Source organism: Streptosporangium sp. NPDC002721, assembly GCF_042888905.1.
GTDB lineage: Bacteria > Actinomycetota > Actinomycetes > Streptosporangiales > Streptosporangiaceae > Streptosporangium.
This window is the reverse complement of the sequence record NZ_JBIAQI010000017.1, coordinates 185,178-201,258: the sequence shown is the minus strand read 5'-3', so window position 1 is coordinate 201,258 and position 16,081 is coordinate 185,178. Positions and strand designations below refer to the sequence as shown.

Annotated in this window: 14 protein-coding genes; 8 read left to right on the top strand and 6 right to left on the bottom strand. The window is 69.5% G+C overall.

Features of this window, described 5'->3' with window-relative positions:
• Window positions 1–425: 425 nt before the first annotated feature.
• From ACFYWM_RS24890 to ACFYWM_RS24870, 5 genes are all read left to right on the top strand, one after another.
• The gene (locus tag ACFYWM_RS24890) at window positions 426–968 is read left to right on the top strand and encodes an amino-acid N-acetyltransferase (protein WP_389917906.1); all 543 of its coding nucleotides are present in this window, start codon (window positions 426–428) and stop codon (window positions 966–968) included.
• A gap of 228 nt (window positions 969–1,196) precedes the next feature.
• A complete protein-coding gene (locus ACFYWM_RS24885) occupies window positions 1,197–2,282 on the top strand; it encodes an RDD family protein (protein WP_389917846.1) in 1,086 nt (361 codons plus the stop codon).
• 1,292 nt (window positions 2,283–3,574) lie between these two features.
• Window positions 3,575–3,907 carry an Lsr2 family protein gene (locus tag ACFYWM_RS24880; RefSeq protein ID WP_389917844.1) on the top strand — a complete coding sequence of 111 codons (333 nt, stop codon included), beginning with the start codon at window positions 3,575–3,577 and terminating at the stop codon, window positions 3,905–3,907.
• 279 nt (window positions 3,908–4,186) lie between these two features.
• The gene (locus tag ACFYWM_RS24875; protein WP_389917842.1) at window positions 4,187–6,694 is read left to right on the top strand and encodes an ATP-dependent Clp protease ATP-binding subunit; all 2,508 of its coding nucleotides are present in this window, start codon (window positions 4,187–4,189) and stop codon (window positions 6,692–6,694) included.
• Between the two features lie 371 nt (window positions 6,695–7,065).
• Window positions 7,066–8,016: a TIM barrel protein gene (locus tag ACFYWM_RS24870; protein ID WP_344744010.1), complete on the top strand. Its 951-nt coding sequence runs from the start codon at window positions 7,066–7,068 to the stop codon at window positions 8,014–8,016.
• A gap of 182 nt (window positions 8,017–8,198) precedes the next feature.
• Here the strand turns inward: ACFYWM_RS24870 and ACFYWM_RS24865 are convergent, their stop codons facing one another.
• Window positions 8,199–9,119 carry an A/G-specific adenine glycosylase gene (locus ACFYWM_RS24865; protein ID WP_389917840.1) on the bottom strand — a complete coding sequence of 307 codons (921 nt, stop codon included), beginning with the start codon at window positions 9,117–9,119 and terminating at the stop codon, window positions 8,199–8,201.
• A gap of 98 nt (window positions 9,120–9,217) precedes the next feature.
• Here ACFYWM_RS24865 and ACFYWM_RS24860 point away from each other — a divergent pair, with 98 nt between their 5' ends.
• Window positions 9,218–9,889, top strand: a complete 672-nt coding sequence (locus ACFYWM_RS24860) for a hypothetical protein (RefSeq protein WP_389917839.1) — start codon at window positions 9,218–9,220, stop codon at window positions 9,887–9,889.
• Between the two features lie 138 nt (window positions 9,890–10,027).
• Here the strand turns inward: ACFYWM_RS24860 and disA are convergent, their stop codons facing one another.
• The 5 genes from disA to ACFYWM_RS24835 form a co-directional block, all read right to left on the bottom strand.
• Complete coding sequence (gene disA / locus ACFYWM_RS24855) at window positions 10,028–11,113, bottom strand: DNA integrity scanning diadenylate cyclase DisA (protein WP_389917837.1); 1,086 nt, start codon at window positions 11,111–11,113, stop codon at window positions 10,028–10,030.
• Window positions 11,114–11,323: 210 nt separating this feature from the next.
• Window positions 11,324–12,727: a DNA repair protein RadA gene (radA, locus tag ACFYWM_RS24850; RefSeq protein WP_389917836.1), complete on the bottom strand. Its 1,404-nt coding sequence runs from the start codon at window positions 12,725–12,727 to the stop codon at window positions 11,324–11,326.
• Window positions 12,728–12,832: 105 nt separating this feature from the next.
• Entirely contained in the window at window positions 12,833–13,147 is a 315-nt protein-coding gene (trxA, locus tag ACFYWM_RS24845; protein WP_362869363.1) for a thioredoxin, read from the bottom strand.
• Window positions 13,144–13,524, bottom strand: coding sequence for a MerR family transcriptional regulator (locus ACFYWM_RS24840; RefSeq protein WP_389917834.1), 381 nt, complete (start codon window positions 13,522–13,524; stop codon window positions 13,144–13,146). The genes trxA and ACFYWM_RS24840 overlap by 4 nt, the downstream gene beginning before the upstream one ends.
• A 104-nt stretch (window positions 13,525–13,628) precedes the next feature.
• The gene (locus ACFYWM_RS24835; RefSeq protein WP_389917832.1) at window positions 13,629–14,327 is read right to left on the bottom strand and encodes a class I SAM-dependent methyltransferase; all 699 of its coding nucleotides are present in this window, start codon (window positions 14,325–14,327) and stop codon (window positions 13,629–13,631) included.
• A 162-nt stretch (window positions 14,328–14,489) separates the two neighbouring features.
• Here ACFYWM_RS24835 and ACFYWM_RS24830 point away from each other — a divergent pair, with 162 nt between their 5' ends.
• Both ACFYWM_RS24830 and ACFYWM_RS24825 read left to right on the top strand, forming a co-directional pair.
• Window positions 14,490–15,299: a sugar phosphate isomerase/epimerase family protein gene (locus tag ACFYWM_RS24830; protein WP_389917830.1), complete on the top strand. Its 810-nt coding sequence runs from the start codon at window positions 14,490–14,492 to the stop codon at window positions 15,297–15,299.
• Window positions 15,296–15,970 (top strand): TetR family transcriptional regulator, encoded by a 675-nt coding sequence (locus ACFYWM_RS24825; protein ID WP_389917829.1) that lies wholly within the window; start codon window positions 15,296–15,298, stop codon window positions 15,968–15,970. The genes ACFYWM_RS24830 and ACFYWM_RS24825 overlap by 4 nt, the downstream gene beginning before the upstream one ends.
• Window positions 15,971–16,081: the final 111 nt, after the last annotated feature.

Genomic DNA, 16,081 nt, shown 5'->3' with positions numbered 1-16,081 from the left:
GGTTCATGCTCAACCAGAACTGCGAATTCAGTAGAGGTTTCGCAACCGAGGTGTCACGAAAAGATCACACCGCAATATGATCAACATGGCCATTACGCAGGCTTTGCCTTCCAAGTGACGGGTGGGACGAGGGGTCTTCCCAGGTCCGGGACCGTGCCAAAGGTGAGTTGAGGCACACGGGAGGTGTCGCGTACCGAGAGTGGTAAAGCGATCGCCAACGGTCATGAGCGGCCCGCGGGTCGCGAGTTAAGGATGAGCCGTAATCAAAGACCGGTGAGGACGTACGCTGAACGGTCATGGAGCAGCTTGCTGAGCATTCTCCCGTGCCGGTCGTCAGCGCCCCCGGCGGCGGGGAGCGGCGTGCCGGATCCACGGAGGCGGAGCGGGGCGCGCCCGAGGCCGGGACGGGCCCCGAGGTCCCCGAGATCCCCGAGATCACGGTCCGCCGCGCACGCACCCCGGACGTCCGCGCCGTCAGACGGCTCGTCGACACCTACGGCGGTGCCGGCCCGCGCCTGCTGGCGAAGGCCACCGTGACCCTGTACGAGGACGTCCAGGAGTTCTGGGTCGCCACCGACGCGGAGGGGACGGTGATCGGCTGCGGGGCCCTGCACGTCCTCTGGGAGGATCTGGCCGAGATCCGCACCGTCGCCGTCGACCCGACCCGCAGGGGGCTGGGAATCGGCCACCGGATCGTCTCCGCGCTCATCCGCACGGCCGCCGAGCTCGGCCTGCGCCGGGTCTTCTGCCTGACCTTCGAGGTCGACTTCTTCGCCCGGCATGGATTCCGGGAAATCCAGGGCACACCCGTCGCCCCGGAGGTCTACGCGGAACTTCTCGCCTCCTACGACGAGGGTGTGGCGGAGTTCCTCGATCTGGAACACGTCAAGCCCAACACCTTGGGAAACACCCGGATGCTGCTGCATCTGACACGTGAGCCCGACTCTGATGACTTTAGAGCTGACTGATCGGAAAGGTGACTGTTGATACCTATATCGATACCTTGTGCAGCAGCATGCATGTGCGTCTGACATTTGCCACATGCGCAGTCTAAGTGAGGTGACGCGGTGAGCACCGGACAGCCGCCGTATCGACAGGATGATCCCGACCGCGATCGCACACCGTCGGGGCAGCCGGATTACGGACAGCACAACGTGGGTCGAGCCCCTGGCGAACTCGACCCCGACGTGACAGTTGTGGGATATCGATCGGAGGCCTCACAGCCGAACACCGGCCCAGGGCAGAGCCAGCCCGGTTACGGCCAGCAGGGCTACGGGCAGCAGCAGTACGGCCAGCAGGGGTACGGTCAGCAGCCCGACTACGGGCAGCAGGGGTACGGGCAGCAGCAGGGGTACGGGCAGCAGAGCGGTGGGACGGGGGCGTACGGGCAGCAGCCCGGCTACGGCCAGCAGTCCTCCCACGACCAGGGTTACGGCCAGCAGGGCGGGACCGGCGCGTACGGGCAGCAGGGTGGCACGGGGGCGTACGGGCAGCAGCCCGGATACGGCCAGCAGCCCACCCACGACCAGGGTTACGGCCAGCAGCCGGGCTATGGCCAGCAGCCCGGCTACGGGCAGCAGCAGCCCCAGCCCGGTTACGGCCAGCAGCCCGACTACGGCCAGCAGCAGTACGGCAAGCAGCCCGACTACGGGCAGCAGCAGTACGGCCAGCAGGGTTACGGCCAGCAGCCCGACTACGGGCAGCAGGGCTACGGCCAGCAGCAGCCCGCGTACGGGCAGCAGGGCTACGGTCAGCCGTACGGCGGTCCTCCCGGGGCCCCGGCCCCGCTCGCCGAGTGGTGGCAGCGCCTGGTGGCGAGGATCGTCGACGGGGTCATCCTGGCGATCCCGCTGTTCATCGTCAACGCGGTGATCACCGCCATTGTCGTGACGCCCGTCGACTTCAACCTGGAGACGGGCGCCATCTCGGGAGGGGGCTTCTTCCTCGCGAGCCTGCTCACCTCGCTGATCACCGCGGCCATCTACGTGGCCTACGAGTTCTTCATGCTCAGCCGCGGCGGGCAGACGGTCGGCAAGATGGTCATGGGCATCAAGGTCGTGCCGGTCGGCGGCGTCCTGCCGCCCGGCGGGCTCAGCTCCGACACGGCGCTCAAGCGCGCGGGCGTGCTCTGGGGGCCCTACGGCCTGACCTGGATCCCGCTCGCGGGCTTCGTCGCCTACGTCTTCTATCTCGTGAACGTCCTGTGGCAGCTGTGGGACAAGCCGCTGAAGCAGGCCCTGCACGACAAGGTCGCCTCGACGGTCGTCGTCAAGATCAAGTAGTTCCCTGAATAACGGGGCCGGCGGTTGAACCGCCGGCCCCGTTTTCACGTACGGGTGAGAAAACGAGGGGTCTTAGGGGCCACGTATGGGTCTCGGGGTCCGGGGGCCGCGGAAGCGCGAAACCATTTGCCGCATCCTGAGCAACGCGGGGGAACTTATGACCGAGTCTCGCCCCGCCCACCGGAATATTCGCGTACGGTGCCCACAACGGGCTCACCGGTGCCCGCGGGTCTCCTATGAGGCGTCAATGCCGCATCCACCGCCGTCGGGGGTTCGCGCACTACTCACCGAATGGTCGGCCCGGCGCGCCTCCGGCATCCTCGGCGATCTCGTGCCGGATTCTCTTCTTCGCCTTGCGCCGCGCGTTCAGGACAGCCGGTGAAGGCCTTCTTACGGACCCGGATCGGAGGCGCGTGGTGTTGGCGGGGTTGTCCGAGGAGTCCATCGCGTTTGGTGGTTATACGGTCTACGACTATGTACTCCGTGCCAGAGCGGGTCGTACTCTTGGCGAGAAAGTGTTGAAGATCCGTCTTGTTCCATACGCTTGCGTCACATCGGCTCACACCGGGGTGATGAAGCGAGCGGCTCTCCGTCCGGGTGTTCCGCCGACGGCGGGTATTCCCGTGTTGAACCCGCTCGCGCCGATCTCCGGTTCCATGGCAAGGTGCTCTTCGTCCCGCCCGGCCGGCCCCTTCATCAGGGGTTTCGGCGCAGGGAGCTCGACGGCGCGGCGGCCGCGAACCCGCCTGGCATTGGTATTACCGAGACGGTGATGATCACCTGATCGCCCCGTTGGTTTTTCCTCGCGGCTTTACGGCCGCAACCGGTAAGGCGGCTGGAGAGAAGCATTAGGCTGGAGAGAGACGGACATGGTCGCCCCTGCTGACGCACGTCGCCGGCCGGTGGCGCTATGGTCATCTGTGGGCGGTTCCAGACCGATCGGGCGTGCCTGCGCGGCCCGGGAGTCGCCACCACATTTCCATGGTCCCCAGAAAGCCACCCACGGTGCGGAGCGAGGACGAATGTACGACGTATTGTCCGCGTTGATACCCCCGGCGGTCGTCGGCGGGGCCTTCATCTTCGGAGTTGTCAAGCTACTTCGGAGTGAAGCCGTCGGCCGACGACCGGCAAAACGACCCGACCCCGAGTCGCAGAAGAGCTGATCCACGGGAGCCTCGACTGCGAGTCTCGGTTGCCTGTGAGAATCGCCGGGCTCCTGGAATTGCCGCTCTTCGATCGCGGGTATATGTTTAGCTTGCGAATGAAACAATACCCGCGAAAGGATTGTGTAGATGGCCAAGCAGATCCAGGAGATTCTCATCGACGACCTCGATGGGGGCGAGGCCAATGAGACTGTCGCCTTCGCGATTGACGGCACCAGCTATGAGATTGACCTGAGTGACGTTAACGCGAAGAAGCTCCGTGACTCCCTGTCGCCTTTCGTGCAGAGCGCCCGCCGGTCGGGCGCCCTGGCTCCCCGTCGCCGCCGCGCAGGCGGAGCGCGGGCGCTCACGCGAGAGAAGAGCGCCGACATCCGGGCGTGGGCGAAGGCTCACGGCCTCAATGTCAGCGAGCGCGGTCGAATCGCCTCCAAGATCGTCGAAGAGTACGAGCGGGCTCACTAGATCGGCTCTGTGGATCGAGTGAATCATGCGGTTATGGCGGTCACGGTGGGGTCCGGTGGCGGCCATGACCGCATGATGCGTTTCGCCGACAGACAAACGTCGTTCGCTTGCGGCGTAGCGGGAACATCCCGCCCCTCGTAAGTAGTTGGATGGAGGGTGAACGCCCTGCTCTCGGGGAACGTCTTCTGCATAGAGCGGTCGCCGGGTCGGGGCTACCATGCGGGATGACAGGGCTCGGATATCCCGGACCTGCCTGACCGCTCTGTGAGGAGCGACGAGATGTTCGAGAGGTTCACCGACCGCGCACGGCGGGTTGTCGTCCTGGCCCAAGAAGAGGCCCGGATGCTCAACCACAACTACATCGGTACGGAGCACATTCTTCTTGGCTTGATCCATGAAGGTGAAGGCGTTGCCGCCAAGGCTCTGGAGAGCCTCGGCATCAGTCTTGAAGGTGTGCGTCAGCAGGTCGAGGAGATCATCGGCCAGGGTCAGTCTGCGCCGTCGGGGCACATTCCGTTCACCCCGCGTGCCAAGAAGGTCCTTGAGCTTTCGCTCCGCGAAGCCCTGCAACTGGGACACAACTACATCGGCACCGAGCACATCCTGCTCGGCCTCATCCGTGAGGGCGAGGGCGTCGCCGCCCAGGTGCTGGTGAAGCTGGGGGCCGATCTCAACCGGGTCCGCCAGCAGGTCATCCAGTTGCTCCACGGCTACCAGGGCAAGGAGCCGGCCGCCGCGGGCGGCCCGACCGAGGCCGCGCCGTCGACCTCCCTTGTGCTGGACCAGTTCGGCCGCAACCTGACCCAGGCCGCTCGTGAGGGCAAGCTCGACCCGGTCATCGGTCGGGAGAAGGAGATCGAGCGGGTCATGCAGGTCCTGTCCCGCAGGACCAAGAACAACCCGGTCCTGGTGGGCGAGCCCGGCGTCGGCAAGACCGCCGTCGTGGAGGGCCTGTCCCAGAAGATCGTCAAGGGCGAGGTGCCCGAGACCCTCAAGGACAAGCAGCTCTACACCCTCGACCTGGGCGCCCTGGTGGCCGGTTCCCGCTACCGCGGTGACTTCGAGGAGCGGCTGAAGAAGGTCCTCAAGGAGATCCGCACCCGAGGCGACATCATCCTGTTCATCGACGAGCTCCACACGCTCGTCGGCGCGGGTGCCGCCGAGGGCGCGATCGACGCCGCCAGCATCCTCAAGCCGATGCTGGCCCGGGGCGAGCTGCAGACCATCGGGGCCACCACCCTCGACGAGTACCGCAAGCACCTGGAGAAGGACGCGGCGCTCGAGCGGCGCTTCCAGCCGATCCAGGTGGCCGAGCCCAGCCTCAGCCACACGATCGAGATCCTCAAGGGCCTGCGCGACCGCTACGAGGCACACCACCGCGTCTCCATCACGGACGGCGCCCTGGTGGCCGCCGCGCAGCTGGCCGACCGCTACATCAGCGACCGGTTCCTGCCCGACAAGGCGATCGACCTCATCGACGAGGCCGGCTCGCGCATGCGCATCCGCCGCATGACCGCGCCGCCGGACCTTCGCGAGTACGACGAGAAGATCGCCAACGTGCGGCGCGACAAGGAGTCCGCGATAGACGCGCAGGACTTCGAGAAGGCCGCCGCGCTGCGCGACCAGGAGAAGCAGCTCCAGCTCAAGCGCGAGCGCCGCGAGAAGGAGTGGAAGGCCGGCGACATGGACGTCGTCGCCGAGGTCACCGAGGAGCTCATCGCCGAGGTCCTGGCGACCGCCACCGGCATCCCGGTCTTCAAGCTCACCGAGGAGGAGTCCCAGCGGCTGCTCCGCATGGAGGACGAGCTGCACAAGCGGATCATCGGTCAGGACGACGCCATCAAGGGTCTGTCCCGCTCGATCCGCCGCACCCGCGCCGGTCTGAAGGACCCGCGCCGTCCGGGTGGCTCGTTCATCTTCGCCGGCCCGTCCGGTGTCGGTAAGACCGAGCTGTCCAAGGCGCTGGCCGAGTTCCTGTTCGGGGACGAGGACGCGCTGATCATGCTGGACATGTCGGAGTTCATGGAGAAGCACACCGTCTCCCGCCTGTTCGGCTCGCCTCCCGGCTATGTCGGGTACGAGGAGGGCGGGCAGCTGACGGAGAAGGTGCGGCGCAAGCCGTTCTCGGTCGTCCTGTTCGACGAGATCGAGAAGGCCCACCCCGACATCTTCAACTCGCTGCTGCAGATCCTGGAGGACGGTCGCCTGACCGACGCCCAGGGCCGGGTGGTCGACTTCAAGAACACCGTCATCATCATGACGACGAACCTCGGCACCCGCGACATCTCCAAGGGCCAGGGCGTCGGCTTCGCGAAGAACAACGACGCCGAGTCCAACTACGACCGGATGAAGTCCAAGGTCCAGGAGGAGCTCAAGCAGCACTTCCGGCCCGAGTTCCTCAACCGTGTCGACGACATCGTGGTCTTCCACCAGCTCACGCCGAAGGAGATCATCCGCATCGTCGACCTGATGCTGGCCCAGGTGGGCCTGCGTCTGAAGGACCGCGACATGGGGATGGAGCTCACGCAGGAGGCCAAGCAGCTGCTGGCCGACCGTGGCTACGACCCGGTGATGGGCGCCCGCCCGCTCCGTCGTACGATCCAGCGCGAGCTGGAGGACACCCTGTCCGAGAAGATCCTGTACGGCGAGCTCCGTCCCGGCCAGATCGTGAAGATCGGCATCGAGGGCGAGGGCGAGAACGCGAAGTTCACCTTCATCGGTGAGAACGCGCCGGTCGCCCAGGTTCCCGACTCGGCCGCCGCCATCGCGGAGCCGATCCAGAACTAGGACCGACCAGGTATGACCTGATCAGACAGGGAGCAGACCCCGCCGTGAGGAGACTCACGGCGGGGTCTGCTCATTTGTTACCAAAGACGGTATCTCGCCACGACAGGTAGTACTACACTCTGTAGAGCGAGCTCGCTCAATCCCATCAGATGATCTCAACGTCGTACGGACTGCGGTGAGAGCGGTGTCGGGGTCAGCCTGGCGACGTACCGAGGAATCAGCTCCGGGAGTGACGCGGAGGTCGGTGCCCGCGCGGGATGCTTCGGAGGACCGGGTCGGGCTCCCGACAGGAGAGCTCCGGCTCACGCCGTCGACGACCGGCGCGGGGCCATCGGGGACGCTTACACCGAAAGTACGCCTTGGAGGCACGCATGCGTTTACGGCACGAGGACGGGACGCTCGTTCACCTGGCCTACAACGCGGGCGTGCACCCCGCCGAGGATCTGGAGAACCTCATCGCGCACCTGACGCGGTACGCGGTGCCGGTGCGCAAGCGCCTCGGAGTGGAGCGGATGGGGGTCGGCCTCTGGCTCTCCCCGAGCGTCGCCGACCACCTCACCGCCGACCGGATCGAGCTGGTGCGCCTGCGCCGCTCCCTTGAGGAGCGCGGCCTGGAGGTCGTCAGCCTCAACGGCACCGGCGGCAGGAACCAGGAGGTTCCCGGTCCCGACTGGGCCAAGCCCGAGCGCTACCGCTACACGATGGCCCTGGCCAAGATCCTGGCCTTCCTGCTCCCGGAGGACGTCCGGTTCGGGAGCATCTCCACCATTCCCATCGGCTGGCGCCGCGACTGGCCGGCCGACCTGCACTCGATCGCCTCGCGGCGGCTGGAGCGCCTCGCCCGCGAGCTGCGCGGGCTGCACAGCGTCACCGGCAAGACGATCAGGGTCGGCTTCGAGCCGTGGCCCGGATGCGTGCTGGAGACCACCAAGCAGGCCCTCGACCGGGTGGGCGGCATCGACTCCGAGCATCTCGGGATCTGCCTGGACGCCTGTTACCTCGCCGGCGGCTCTGAGGAGCCCGGAGCGGCCCTGCGCGGCCTGGCCGACACCGGAGCCCCGGTCGTGAAGCTCGGCCACGTGCACAACCACATGGCCGCCGCCTGCCAGGAGCTGCCCAGCACCCGTCCGGTGCTGGAGGACACCCTCACCGCGATGCTCTCCGGCGCGGTGAACGGCACCGCGCACATCGAGGTGGAGACCCACGATCTGGCCGTGCCCCTGAGGACCAGGGGGCCCGGCGCCCTGGTCAACATGATCGCCGAAGAGCTCGACTGGGCCCGCACCAGCCTCACCGCCCTCGGGCTGCGCCTCGCCGCCTGACCCCTCTCGCCCACCGGTTCGCGTGACGCGGCCGGGGAGGCGGTGAGCGCCGTCGGCCGGTTCAGCCCGGCAGGCGCTGAGCGCCGCCGGTTCGGTCCGGCAGGCGACAGACGTCGTCCTCTCAGCCCGGCAGGCGATGGGCGCCGCCGGTTCAGTCCGGTTAGGCGGTGGGCGCCGCCGGTTCAGCCCGGCAGGCGGTAGGCGCCGTCGTCGAGGACCTCGGCCAGGCCGTCCGCCACCAGGCCGTCCAGGGCGCGCTCGCGCTGCGGGGCGTCGTCCCAGACCACGTCGAGCGCCTCCTTGGGCACGGCGCCGTGGGCCTGGCGCAGCACCGCGAGCAGGCGGCCACGGCACTGGCGGTCCGTCCCCGCGTACGTCTGGCCCCTGCGCGCCGGGCCGTCGTAGGCCGGTTTGCCCGCCAGGCGCCAGGCGCACAGGTCGCTGATCGGGCAGTTGGCGCAGCGGGCGGCGCGGGCGGTGCAGACCAGGGCGCCCAGCTCCATGACGGCGACGGCCCAGACGGGGGCGCGGTCGGCGTCGGGGAGCAGCGTGGCGGCCAGCCTGCGCTCGGCGGGCGTGGTGGCCTTCGGCGGATACTCCAGGCCGCTCACGGCCCGCGCCAGGACCCGCCGCACGTTGGTGTCGAGGACCGCGTGGCGGCCCTGGAAGGCGAAGCTGGCGACCGCGGCGGCGGTGTACTCGCCGACGCCGGGAAGCGCCAGCAGGGCGTCGTGTTCCGTGGGAACCTCGCCACCGTGCCGCTCGGTGATCGCGCGGGCGCACGCGTGCAGGTTCAGCGCCCGGCGGGGGTAGCCGAGGCGGCCCCAGTGGCGTACGGCCTCGCCGGGGGACTCGCGGGCGAGCGAGGCGGGCGTGGGCCAGCGTTCCATCCACTCGGTCCAGACCGGCAGCACCCTGACCACCGGGGTCTGCTGCAGCATGATCTCGCTGACCAGGATCGACCAGGGGGAGGCGCCGGGCGTCCGCCAGGGAAGGTCGCGGGCGTTGCCGGCGTACCAGTCGAGGACGGGTTCGAGTAAGCGGTTCGGCTCGGGCACCTTTCGACGATAGTGCGGCCTCGGGCGCCCTTGGCCCGTCTTCACCGGCCTTCGCCCGTCACCGCCCCGTGCCCGGAGGCCGAAACAGGCCGGAAGCGGCGGGTCGCCTGCTGTGGCCCGCGAGGACTAACCATACTGAGCGTATGGATCCCGACACGTTCCGTAGCGATATCGGAGTCGACGTCTACTGGCGGCGCCGGATGGCCGCGCTCGTCGGTGTGCTCGTGGTGGTCGCCGTCGTGGCGTGGGCCTGCTCGTCGACGAGCGGGCCGGACGACGTCAGGGAGAGGAACACGGCGGCCCGGCAGGAGACCCCGGACCCGCTGGCGGCCGTCCTGCCGACCGTGACGGTCGTCCCCTCGCCGTCCGCGAGCCCGACCCCCTCGCCGGGGGTGGTCAAGGCGTCCGCCAGGCCCAGGCGGCCCGGCGAGGCCTGCGCCTCCCCGCAGCTCGTGCTGAGCATGGAGGGCCAGGGGACGATCTACCCGGCCGGCATCCGGCCCCGGTTCATCCTCACCCTCGTCAACGTCGGCAAGGTGATGTGCACCACCGACGTGGGACCGCGCGCCCTGGAGGTGCGCATCACCTCCGGTGACGACCGCGTGTGGTCCTCCTCCGACTGCGTCAGCGGCGAGGCCGCCAACGTCCGCGAGCTCAACCGCGGCATCCCGTACGTCAAGGAGCTGGTGTGGGACCGTCGCCGGTCCGGTGACGACTGCGCCGCCGACCGCGCCGCGGCCCTGCCCGGCACCTACGTCGCGGTGGTCCACGCCCCGGGCCTGAGGAGCCGCAAGGCCGTCTTCCACCTCAGGTAGCCGTCGAGGGGCCCTTCGCCTGGCGGCGAACCCCGGGTCCGTCTCCGGTGGTCGTCGAGGGCTCTCGGCCGGCGGGGAGTCAGGGGTCCGCGCCGGGCGGGGCGTCGCGGGCGCCTGGGCCCCGCACGGGCGGGGACCTCAGACGTAGCGTTCCAGGATGGACGACTCCGCCAGCCGGGACAGGCCCTCGCGGATGTGGCGGGCCCTCGCCTCGCCCACCCCGCCCACCTCCTGAAGCTCGCCGATGCTGGCCGCCAGGAGCTTCTGCAGGCTGGCGAACTGGTCGACGAGGCGGTCGACCACCGTGTTCGGCAGGCGCGGGACCTTGGCCAGCAGGCGGTAGCCCCGGGGGCTCACCGGGGTCTCCAGGGCGTCGTTGCCCGAGTGGCCGAGGATCTGGGCGACGACCGAGAGGTCGAGCAGCTCGGCGGAGGAGAGCTGGTCGAGCTCGTGCAGCGCCTCGGCGAACTTGCGTGGCCGCCGGCCCGCCACGGGCAGGTAGTCGCGCACGATCAGCTCGCGGTCGCTCTCGGTGCCGGCCACGAGCTCGTCCAGCTGCAGGGAGAGCAGCCGCCCGTCGGTGCCGAGCTCGACGACGTAACCGGCGATCTCCTCGGAGATGCGCCTGACCATCTCCAGCCGCTGGGCGACCACCGCGATGTCGCGGACCGTCACCAGGTCCTCGATCTCCAGGGCCGAGAGCGTGCCGGAGACCTCGTCAAGGCGGAGCTTGTAGCGCTCCAGCGTGGCCAGGGCCTGGTTGGACTTGGACAGGATGACCGCCGACTCCTCCACCACGTAGCGGATGCCGTCGAGGTAGAGAGCGATGATCCGCATGGACTTGCTGAGGGAGATGACCGGCAGCGACGTCTGCAGGGCCACGCGCTGGGCGGTGCGGTGGCGGGTGCCGGACTCGTCGGTGGGGATCGAGGGATCGGGCATCAGGTGAACGGCCGCGCGCACGATCCGCAGGTCGCCGGAGTTGAGCACGATGGCCCCGTCCATCTTGGCCAGCTCGCGCAGCCGCGTCGCGGAGAACTCGACGTCCAGCTCGAAGCCGCCGCTGCAGATCTCCTCGACCGTGCCGTCGTATCCCAGCACGATCAGGCCACCCGTGTGCCCGCGGAGAATGCGCTCCAGCCCGTCGCGCAGAGCGGTGCCCGGTGCGACCGCGGCCAGGACGGCCCGGCGGCGTTCGTCGAGCCCTTTGTAGGTTGCTGCCACATGACCCCCGTGGTCTGCGTATAACGCTCAGCTTACCGGCGAAGACCCCGCGCGGCCCGGAATCGGTGGATGCCACGCGCCGTACGGCTCCCGTGACGCGCCGCACCGGCGCGGGGCTGCCACCCCTGTCTCGTGCGGCTCCCGTGACGCGCCGCACCGGCGCGGGTGGTCCCACGCCCCGTACGGCGTTCGTGGACGGTTACGGGAGGCTCAGGTGACGTGGGTGAGGGCGTCCCAGACGTTCTCCGCCTCGACGACGTCGAATCCGGGCGCGAAGGGCGCGCCGCGGCCGGCCACCGGGACCAGGGAGTGGTCGCCGTTGCGCCTCTTGCCCGTGTCGAGGGAGCCCGCGGGGACCAGCGCCCGGGTGAAGCCCAGCCGGGCGGCCTCCGACAGGCGGCGCCGCACGTCGCGCACCGGGCGCAGCTCCCCGGCCAGGCCCACCTCGCCGAGCACCACCAGGCCGGAGGGCAGCGCCTTGTCGCCGGCCGCGCTGGCGACCGCCAGCATCACCGCAAGGTCGACCGCCGGGTCGCTGAGCTTGATCCCCCCGACGGTGGCGGTGAAGACGTCGCACCCGCCCAGCTTGGCGTTGAGCCGCCGCTCCAGCACGGCCAGGACCATCGTCACCCGGTAGGTGTCGAGGCCCGAGGATGAGCGGCGCGGCTGCTGGGCCTCGGTCCTGGCGACCAGCGCCTGAACCTCGGCGGGCAGCGGCCGGGTGCCCTCCAGGGTGACCGTGACGCACGTGCCGGGCACCGGGTCGGTGCGATGGGAGACGAACAGGCCGCTGGCGTCGGTGATGCCCTCGATGCCGCTCTCGTGAAGGTCGAAGCAGCCGACCTCGTCGACCGGGCCGTACCGGTTCTTGATCGCGCGGACCAGGCGGAGGCGGGAGTGCCGGTCGCCCTCGAAGTGGAGCACGACGTCGACCAGGTGCTCCAGGGTCCGGGGACCGGCGATCGAGCCCTCCTTGGTGACGTGGCCGACCAGCACGGTGGACATGCCGCGCTCCTTGGCCAGCCGCACCAGGTTTCCCGCGACCTCCCTGACCTGGGTCACCCCGCCCGGCACGCCCGTCGCCTGGGTGGAGCCGATCGTCTGCACCGAGTCGACGATGAGCAGGTCGGGCTGGACCTTCTCGACGTGCGAGACCAGCGCGCCCAGGTCGGTCTCGGCGGCCAGGTAGAGGCGGTCCTGGATCGCGCCGATCCGGTCGGCCCTGATCCGCACCTGGGCGGCCGACTCCTCGCCCGTGATGTAGAGGACCGTCTGCTGGCGGGCGATCTTGGCCGCCGCCTCCAGCAGGAGGGTCGACTTGCCGATGCCGGGCTCACCGGCGAGCAGCACGACGGCCCCGGGGACCAGGCCGCCGCCGAGGACCCGGTCGAGCTCGGGCACGCCGGTGCCGCGCGCGTGCGCCACCTCGGCCTTGACCTGGCCGATCGGCACCGCCGGCGCGGACACCGCCGCGGCGGGGGCCACACGTGCCCCCGCGGCCGCCGTCTCCTCCTCGACCGTGCCCCAGGCCTGGCACTCGCCGCAGCGCCCCACCCACTTGGCCGTCTGCCACCCGCACTCGGCACAGCGGTAGCCACCAGCCTTCTTCGCCATGGCCGCACGTTACCGGCAGGGGCCGACAACTTTCACCCGGTACGGGGTGTCGTACCGGGTGGAGGACGGCGCGTGCTCCCTCAGGTGTGCCGTCAGACGCGGCCGTCAGATGTGGCCTTCGAGGTCGGCGAGGAGCAGGCGCTTGGGCTTGGCGCCCTTGATCTGCTGGACCACCTCGCCGCCCTTGTAGAGGTTGAGCGTCGGCAGGCCGAGGACGCCGTACCTCGCCGTGATCTCGGGGTAGTCGTCGGCGTTGAGCTTGGCGATCGTGACGCGGTCGCCGTACTCGGACTCGATCTCCGCCAGGACCGGCGCGATCATCTTGCACGGCCCGCACCACTCGGCCCAGAAGTCGACCAGGACGGGCTTGTCGCTCCGCAGCACCTGCTCGTCGAAGTTCTCCGCGGTCAATGTGATCATGACTCTCCCACTTTCCTCAGTACACATCCTGGGCAGGCCGTGGTCAGCTGTGCCGCCACCTCCGCCCTCCGGGTGAGAAGCGCGCGGATCTCGTCGTCGATCTCCGCCAGCTTGCGCTGGTAGACGGCCACGGACTCCGGGCACGACCCCCCGGAGTCGTGTCCGGCCCGCAGGCAGTCGACGAACGGGCGGGCGTCGTCCAGGGTGAACCCGACGGCGAGCAGCGAACGGATCTCGGAGACGAGCCTGAGGTCCGTCTCCCCGTACTCCCGGTAGCCGTTGGCCGAGCGCCGGGCCGTGATCAGGCCCTGCTGCTCGTAGTAGCGCAGCGCCCGGGTGCTGACACCCGCCCGCCGCGCCAGCTCACCGATCCGCATCCGGCCCTCCCCATGGGACGACGATAAACCTTGACATCAACGTCAAGGTCAAGCCCCGTCCCGTTGTTCCCGTACGGCCGGGTCCGCGCGTGTCCGGGGGAGGGTCAGAACAGCTTCCAGCGCAGCACGTTGGGGTAGGCGATCTCCAGGCCGGGGGTCTCGGCGATGGCCTGTTCGGCGACCGCGGGGGTGAACTCGATGCGGAGCACCGCCTCCAGGTCGGCGCGGCGCTCGAAGGACATGCGCAGGTCGAGCCTCTCCGTCCGCCAGCCCTGGCGGTTCCAGAAGCTCTCGACGGATTTGGCCGAGTACGCGGGGATGGACTGGCCGAACCAGCGGCCGAAGGCGCCGCGGGTGGGGTCGATGTCGATCACGAAGGCCGCGCCGCCGCGCCGCATCACCCGGGAGAGCTCGGCCAGGCCCGGCTCGCACCCGGGGCCGAAGAAGTAGGCCCAGCGGGCGACGGCCACGTCCACGGAGGCGCCGGGCAGCGGGAGGTCCTGGGCGGTGGCGGCGTGGATCTCGACGTTCGGCAGGGCGCGGCAGCGGCGCCTGGCCAGCCGGACGAGGTCCTCGTGCGGTTCCGCGCCGATCACGCGGCCGGCGGTGGCGGCGAGGGCGGGCAGGTGGTAGCCGGTGCCGCAGCCGATGTCGAGGACCGTCGCCCCGGTCCACGAGCGGACGGCCGACATCGCGGCCTCCGCGCGCCCCTCGGGGTCCACCGCCCGGTTCTCCAGCTCGTAGGTCTGGGGGGTGTTCCAGATGTTGGGGCTGGGGATGGCGCCCCGTAAGAACCTCGGCATGCCCTCACCGTAATGGTGTGATCTCGGACGCGTCGGTGGTGGCGGACAGCACCGCTCTCCGGACCCGCTTAGGCTGGCAAAGGTGAGCGACTTGAGCGAGTGGGCCGGTCGGCCCGGCGGTGTTCGCGAGTGTGCGCTCCGAGCCGGAGACGAGGAAGCGGTATGAGCGTCCGTGTATCCAGCGCGAAGATCGCGCTGTCCACCGCGTCGGTGTATCCCGAACGTACTCCCGACGCCTTCGAGCTGGCCGCGCGCCTGGGGTACGACGGCGTGGAGATCATGGTTGGCGCCGACCCCGTGAGCCAGGACGTCGACGTCCTGGAGCGGTTGTCGGACCACTACCAGCTGCCGATCCTGGCCATCCACGCCCCGTGCCTGCTGGTGACGCAGCGCGTGTGGGGCAAGGACCCGTGGGCCAAGCTCCAGCGCGCGCAGCGCGCCGCCGAGCGGGTCGGCGCCAGGACCGTCGTGGTGCACCCCCCGTTCCGCTGGCAGCGCGACTACGCGCGCGACTTCGAGGTCGGCCTGGCCAGGATGCGCGACGAGACCGATGTGGTCTTCGCGGTGGAGAACATGTTCCCGCTGAAGGCCAGGGGCAACGAGGTCGTCCCCTACTCGCCCGACTGGAACCCGGTCGACTACGACTTCCCGCAGGTCACGCTGGACCTGTCGCACACGGCGGTGTCCGGGTCCGACGCCCTGGAGATGTTCACCAAGCTCGGCGACCGGCTCGCCCACCTGCACCTGGCCGACGGCCTGGGGGTGCCGAACAAGGACGAGCACCTGGTTCCCGGCCGGGGCGCCCAGCCGTGCGCGCCGATCCTGGAGCGGATGGCGGGCAACGGATACTCCGGGCTGGTCGTGCTGGAGATCAACACGCGCAAGGCCACCAGCCGCTCCGAGCGGATCGACGACCTCGCGGAGGCGCTGGCCTTCGCCCGGCTGCACCTCGCCGCCTCCACCCCCGCATGAGCGAGCTTTCCACGAGCGAGTCCTCCGGGTCCTCCGAGCTCTCCGGGTCCTCCGAGCTCTCCGTGAGTGAGTCCTCCGAGTCGTCGGAGGTCAGGAGGCGTCCGGGGCGCAGGCCGGGGTCGGCCGACACGCGGGGGCAGATCCTCGCGGCGGCGCGCGAGACCTTCGCGGAGAAGGGGTTCGACAAGGCGACCATCCGAGGCATCGCCCGCCGGGCGGAGGTGGACCCGGCGCTGGTCCATCACTACTTCTCCGGCAAGGAGGGGATGTTCGTCGAGGCGATGGACCTGCCGATCACCCCCGACGTCGTCCTCTCGGCGGTCATGGCGGTGCCCCGCGAGGAGGTCGGGGAGCGGCTGGTCCGGCTCATCCTGACGATCATCTCGGACGAGGGGGCGCGCCAGCCGGTGCTGGCTCTGGTCCGCACCGCGATGACCAACGAGCAGATGGTCGCCACGATCCGCGAGTTCCTCGGCCAGGCGCTCCTCGGCCGGGTCGCGGAGGCCCTGGAGGTCCCCAAGGTCCGGATGGAGGCGGCGTTCGCGCAGATGTTCGGCGTGGTCCTGGTGCGTCACGTCCTCAGGCTGGAACCGCTGGCCTCGCTGGACATCGAGGATCTGGTGAAACTGCTCACCCCCGCGGTCCAGGGCTATCTCGACCCGCCCCGATAGCCTTTCCCGCCCATCCGGGTCGCCCGGAGGCGTACAGAGCATTGTTCTGGGAACGGTGTTGACCATAGGGTGACCACGGTCGCCGCGGGTCCCGGTGCGAAGGGAAGTTAC

What these genes read in the sequence shown, in the direction of transcription:
- ACFYWM_RS24880 (WP_389917844.1), top strand. Translation starts at nt 3,575, where the DNA reads ATGGCCAAGCAGATCCAGGAGATTCTCATCGACGACCTCGATGGGGGC.
- ACFYWM_RS24875 (WP_389917842.1), top strand. Translation starts at nt 4,187, where the DNA reads ATGTTCGAGAGGTTCACCGACCGCGCACGGCGGGTTGTCGTCCTGGCC.
- ACFYWM_RS24870 (WP_344744010.1), top strand. Translation starts at nt 7,066, where the DNA reads ATGCGTTTACGGCACGAGGACGGGACGCTCGTTCACCTGGCCTACAAC.
- ACFYWM_RS24860 (WP_389917839.1), top strand. Translation starts at nt 9,218, where the DNA reads ATGGATCCCGACACGTTCCGTAGCGATATCGGAGTCGACGTCTACTGG.
- radA (WP_389917836.1), bottom strand. Translation starts at nt 12,727, where the DNA reads ATGGCGAAGAAGGCTGGTGGCTACCGCTGTGCCGAGTGCGGGTGGCAG.
- trxA (WP_362869363.1), bottom strand. Translation starts at nt 13,147, where the DNA reads ATGATCACATTGACCGCGGAGAACTTCGACGAGCAGGTGCTGCGGAGC.
- ACFYWM_RS24840 (WP_389917834.1), bottom strand. Translation starts at nt 13,524, where the DNA reads ATGCGGATCGGTGAGCTGGCGCGGCGGGCGGGTGTCAGCACCCGGGCG.
- ACFYWM_RS24835 (WP_389917832.1), bottom strand. Translation starts at nt 14,327, where the DNA reads ATGCCGAGGTTCTTACGGGGCGCCATCCCCAGCCCCAACATCTGGAAC.
- ACFYWM_RS24830 (WP_389917830.1), top strand. Translation starts at nt 14,490, where the DNA reads ATGAGCGTCCGTGTATCCAGCGCGAAGATCGCGCTGTCCACCGCGTCG.
- ACFYWM_RS24825 (WP_389917829.1), top strand. Translation starts at nt 15,296, where the DNA reads ATGAGCGAGCTTTCCACGAGCGAGTCCTCCGGGTCCTCCGAGCTCTCC.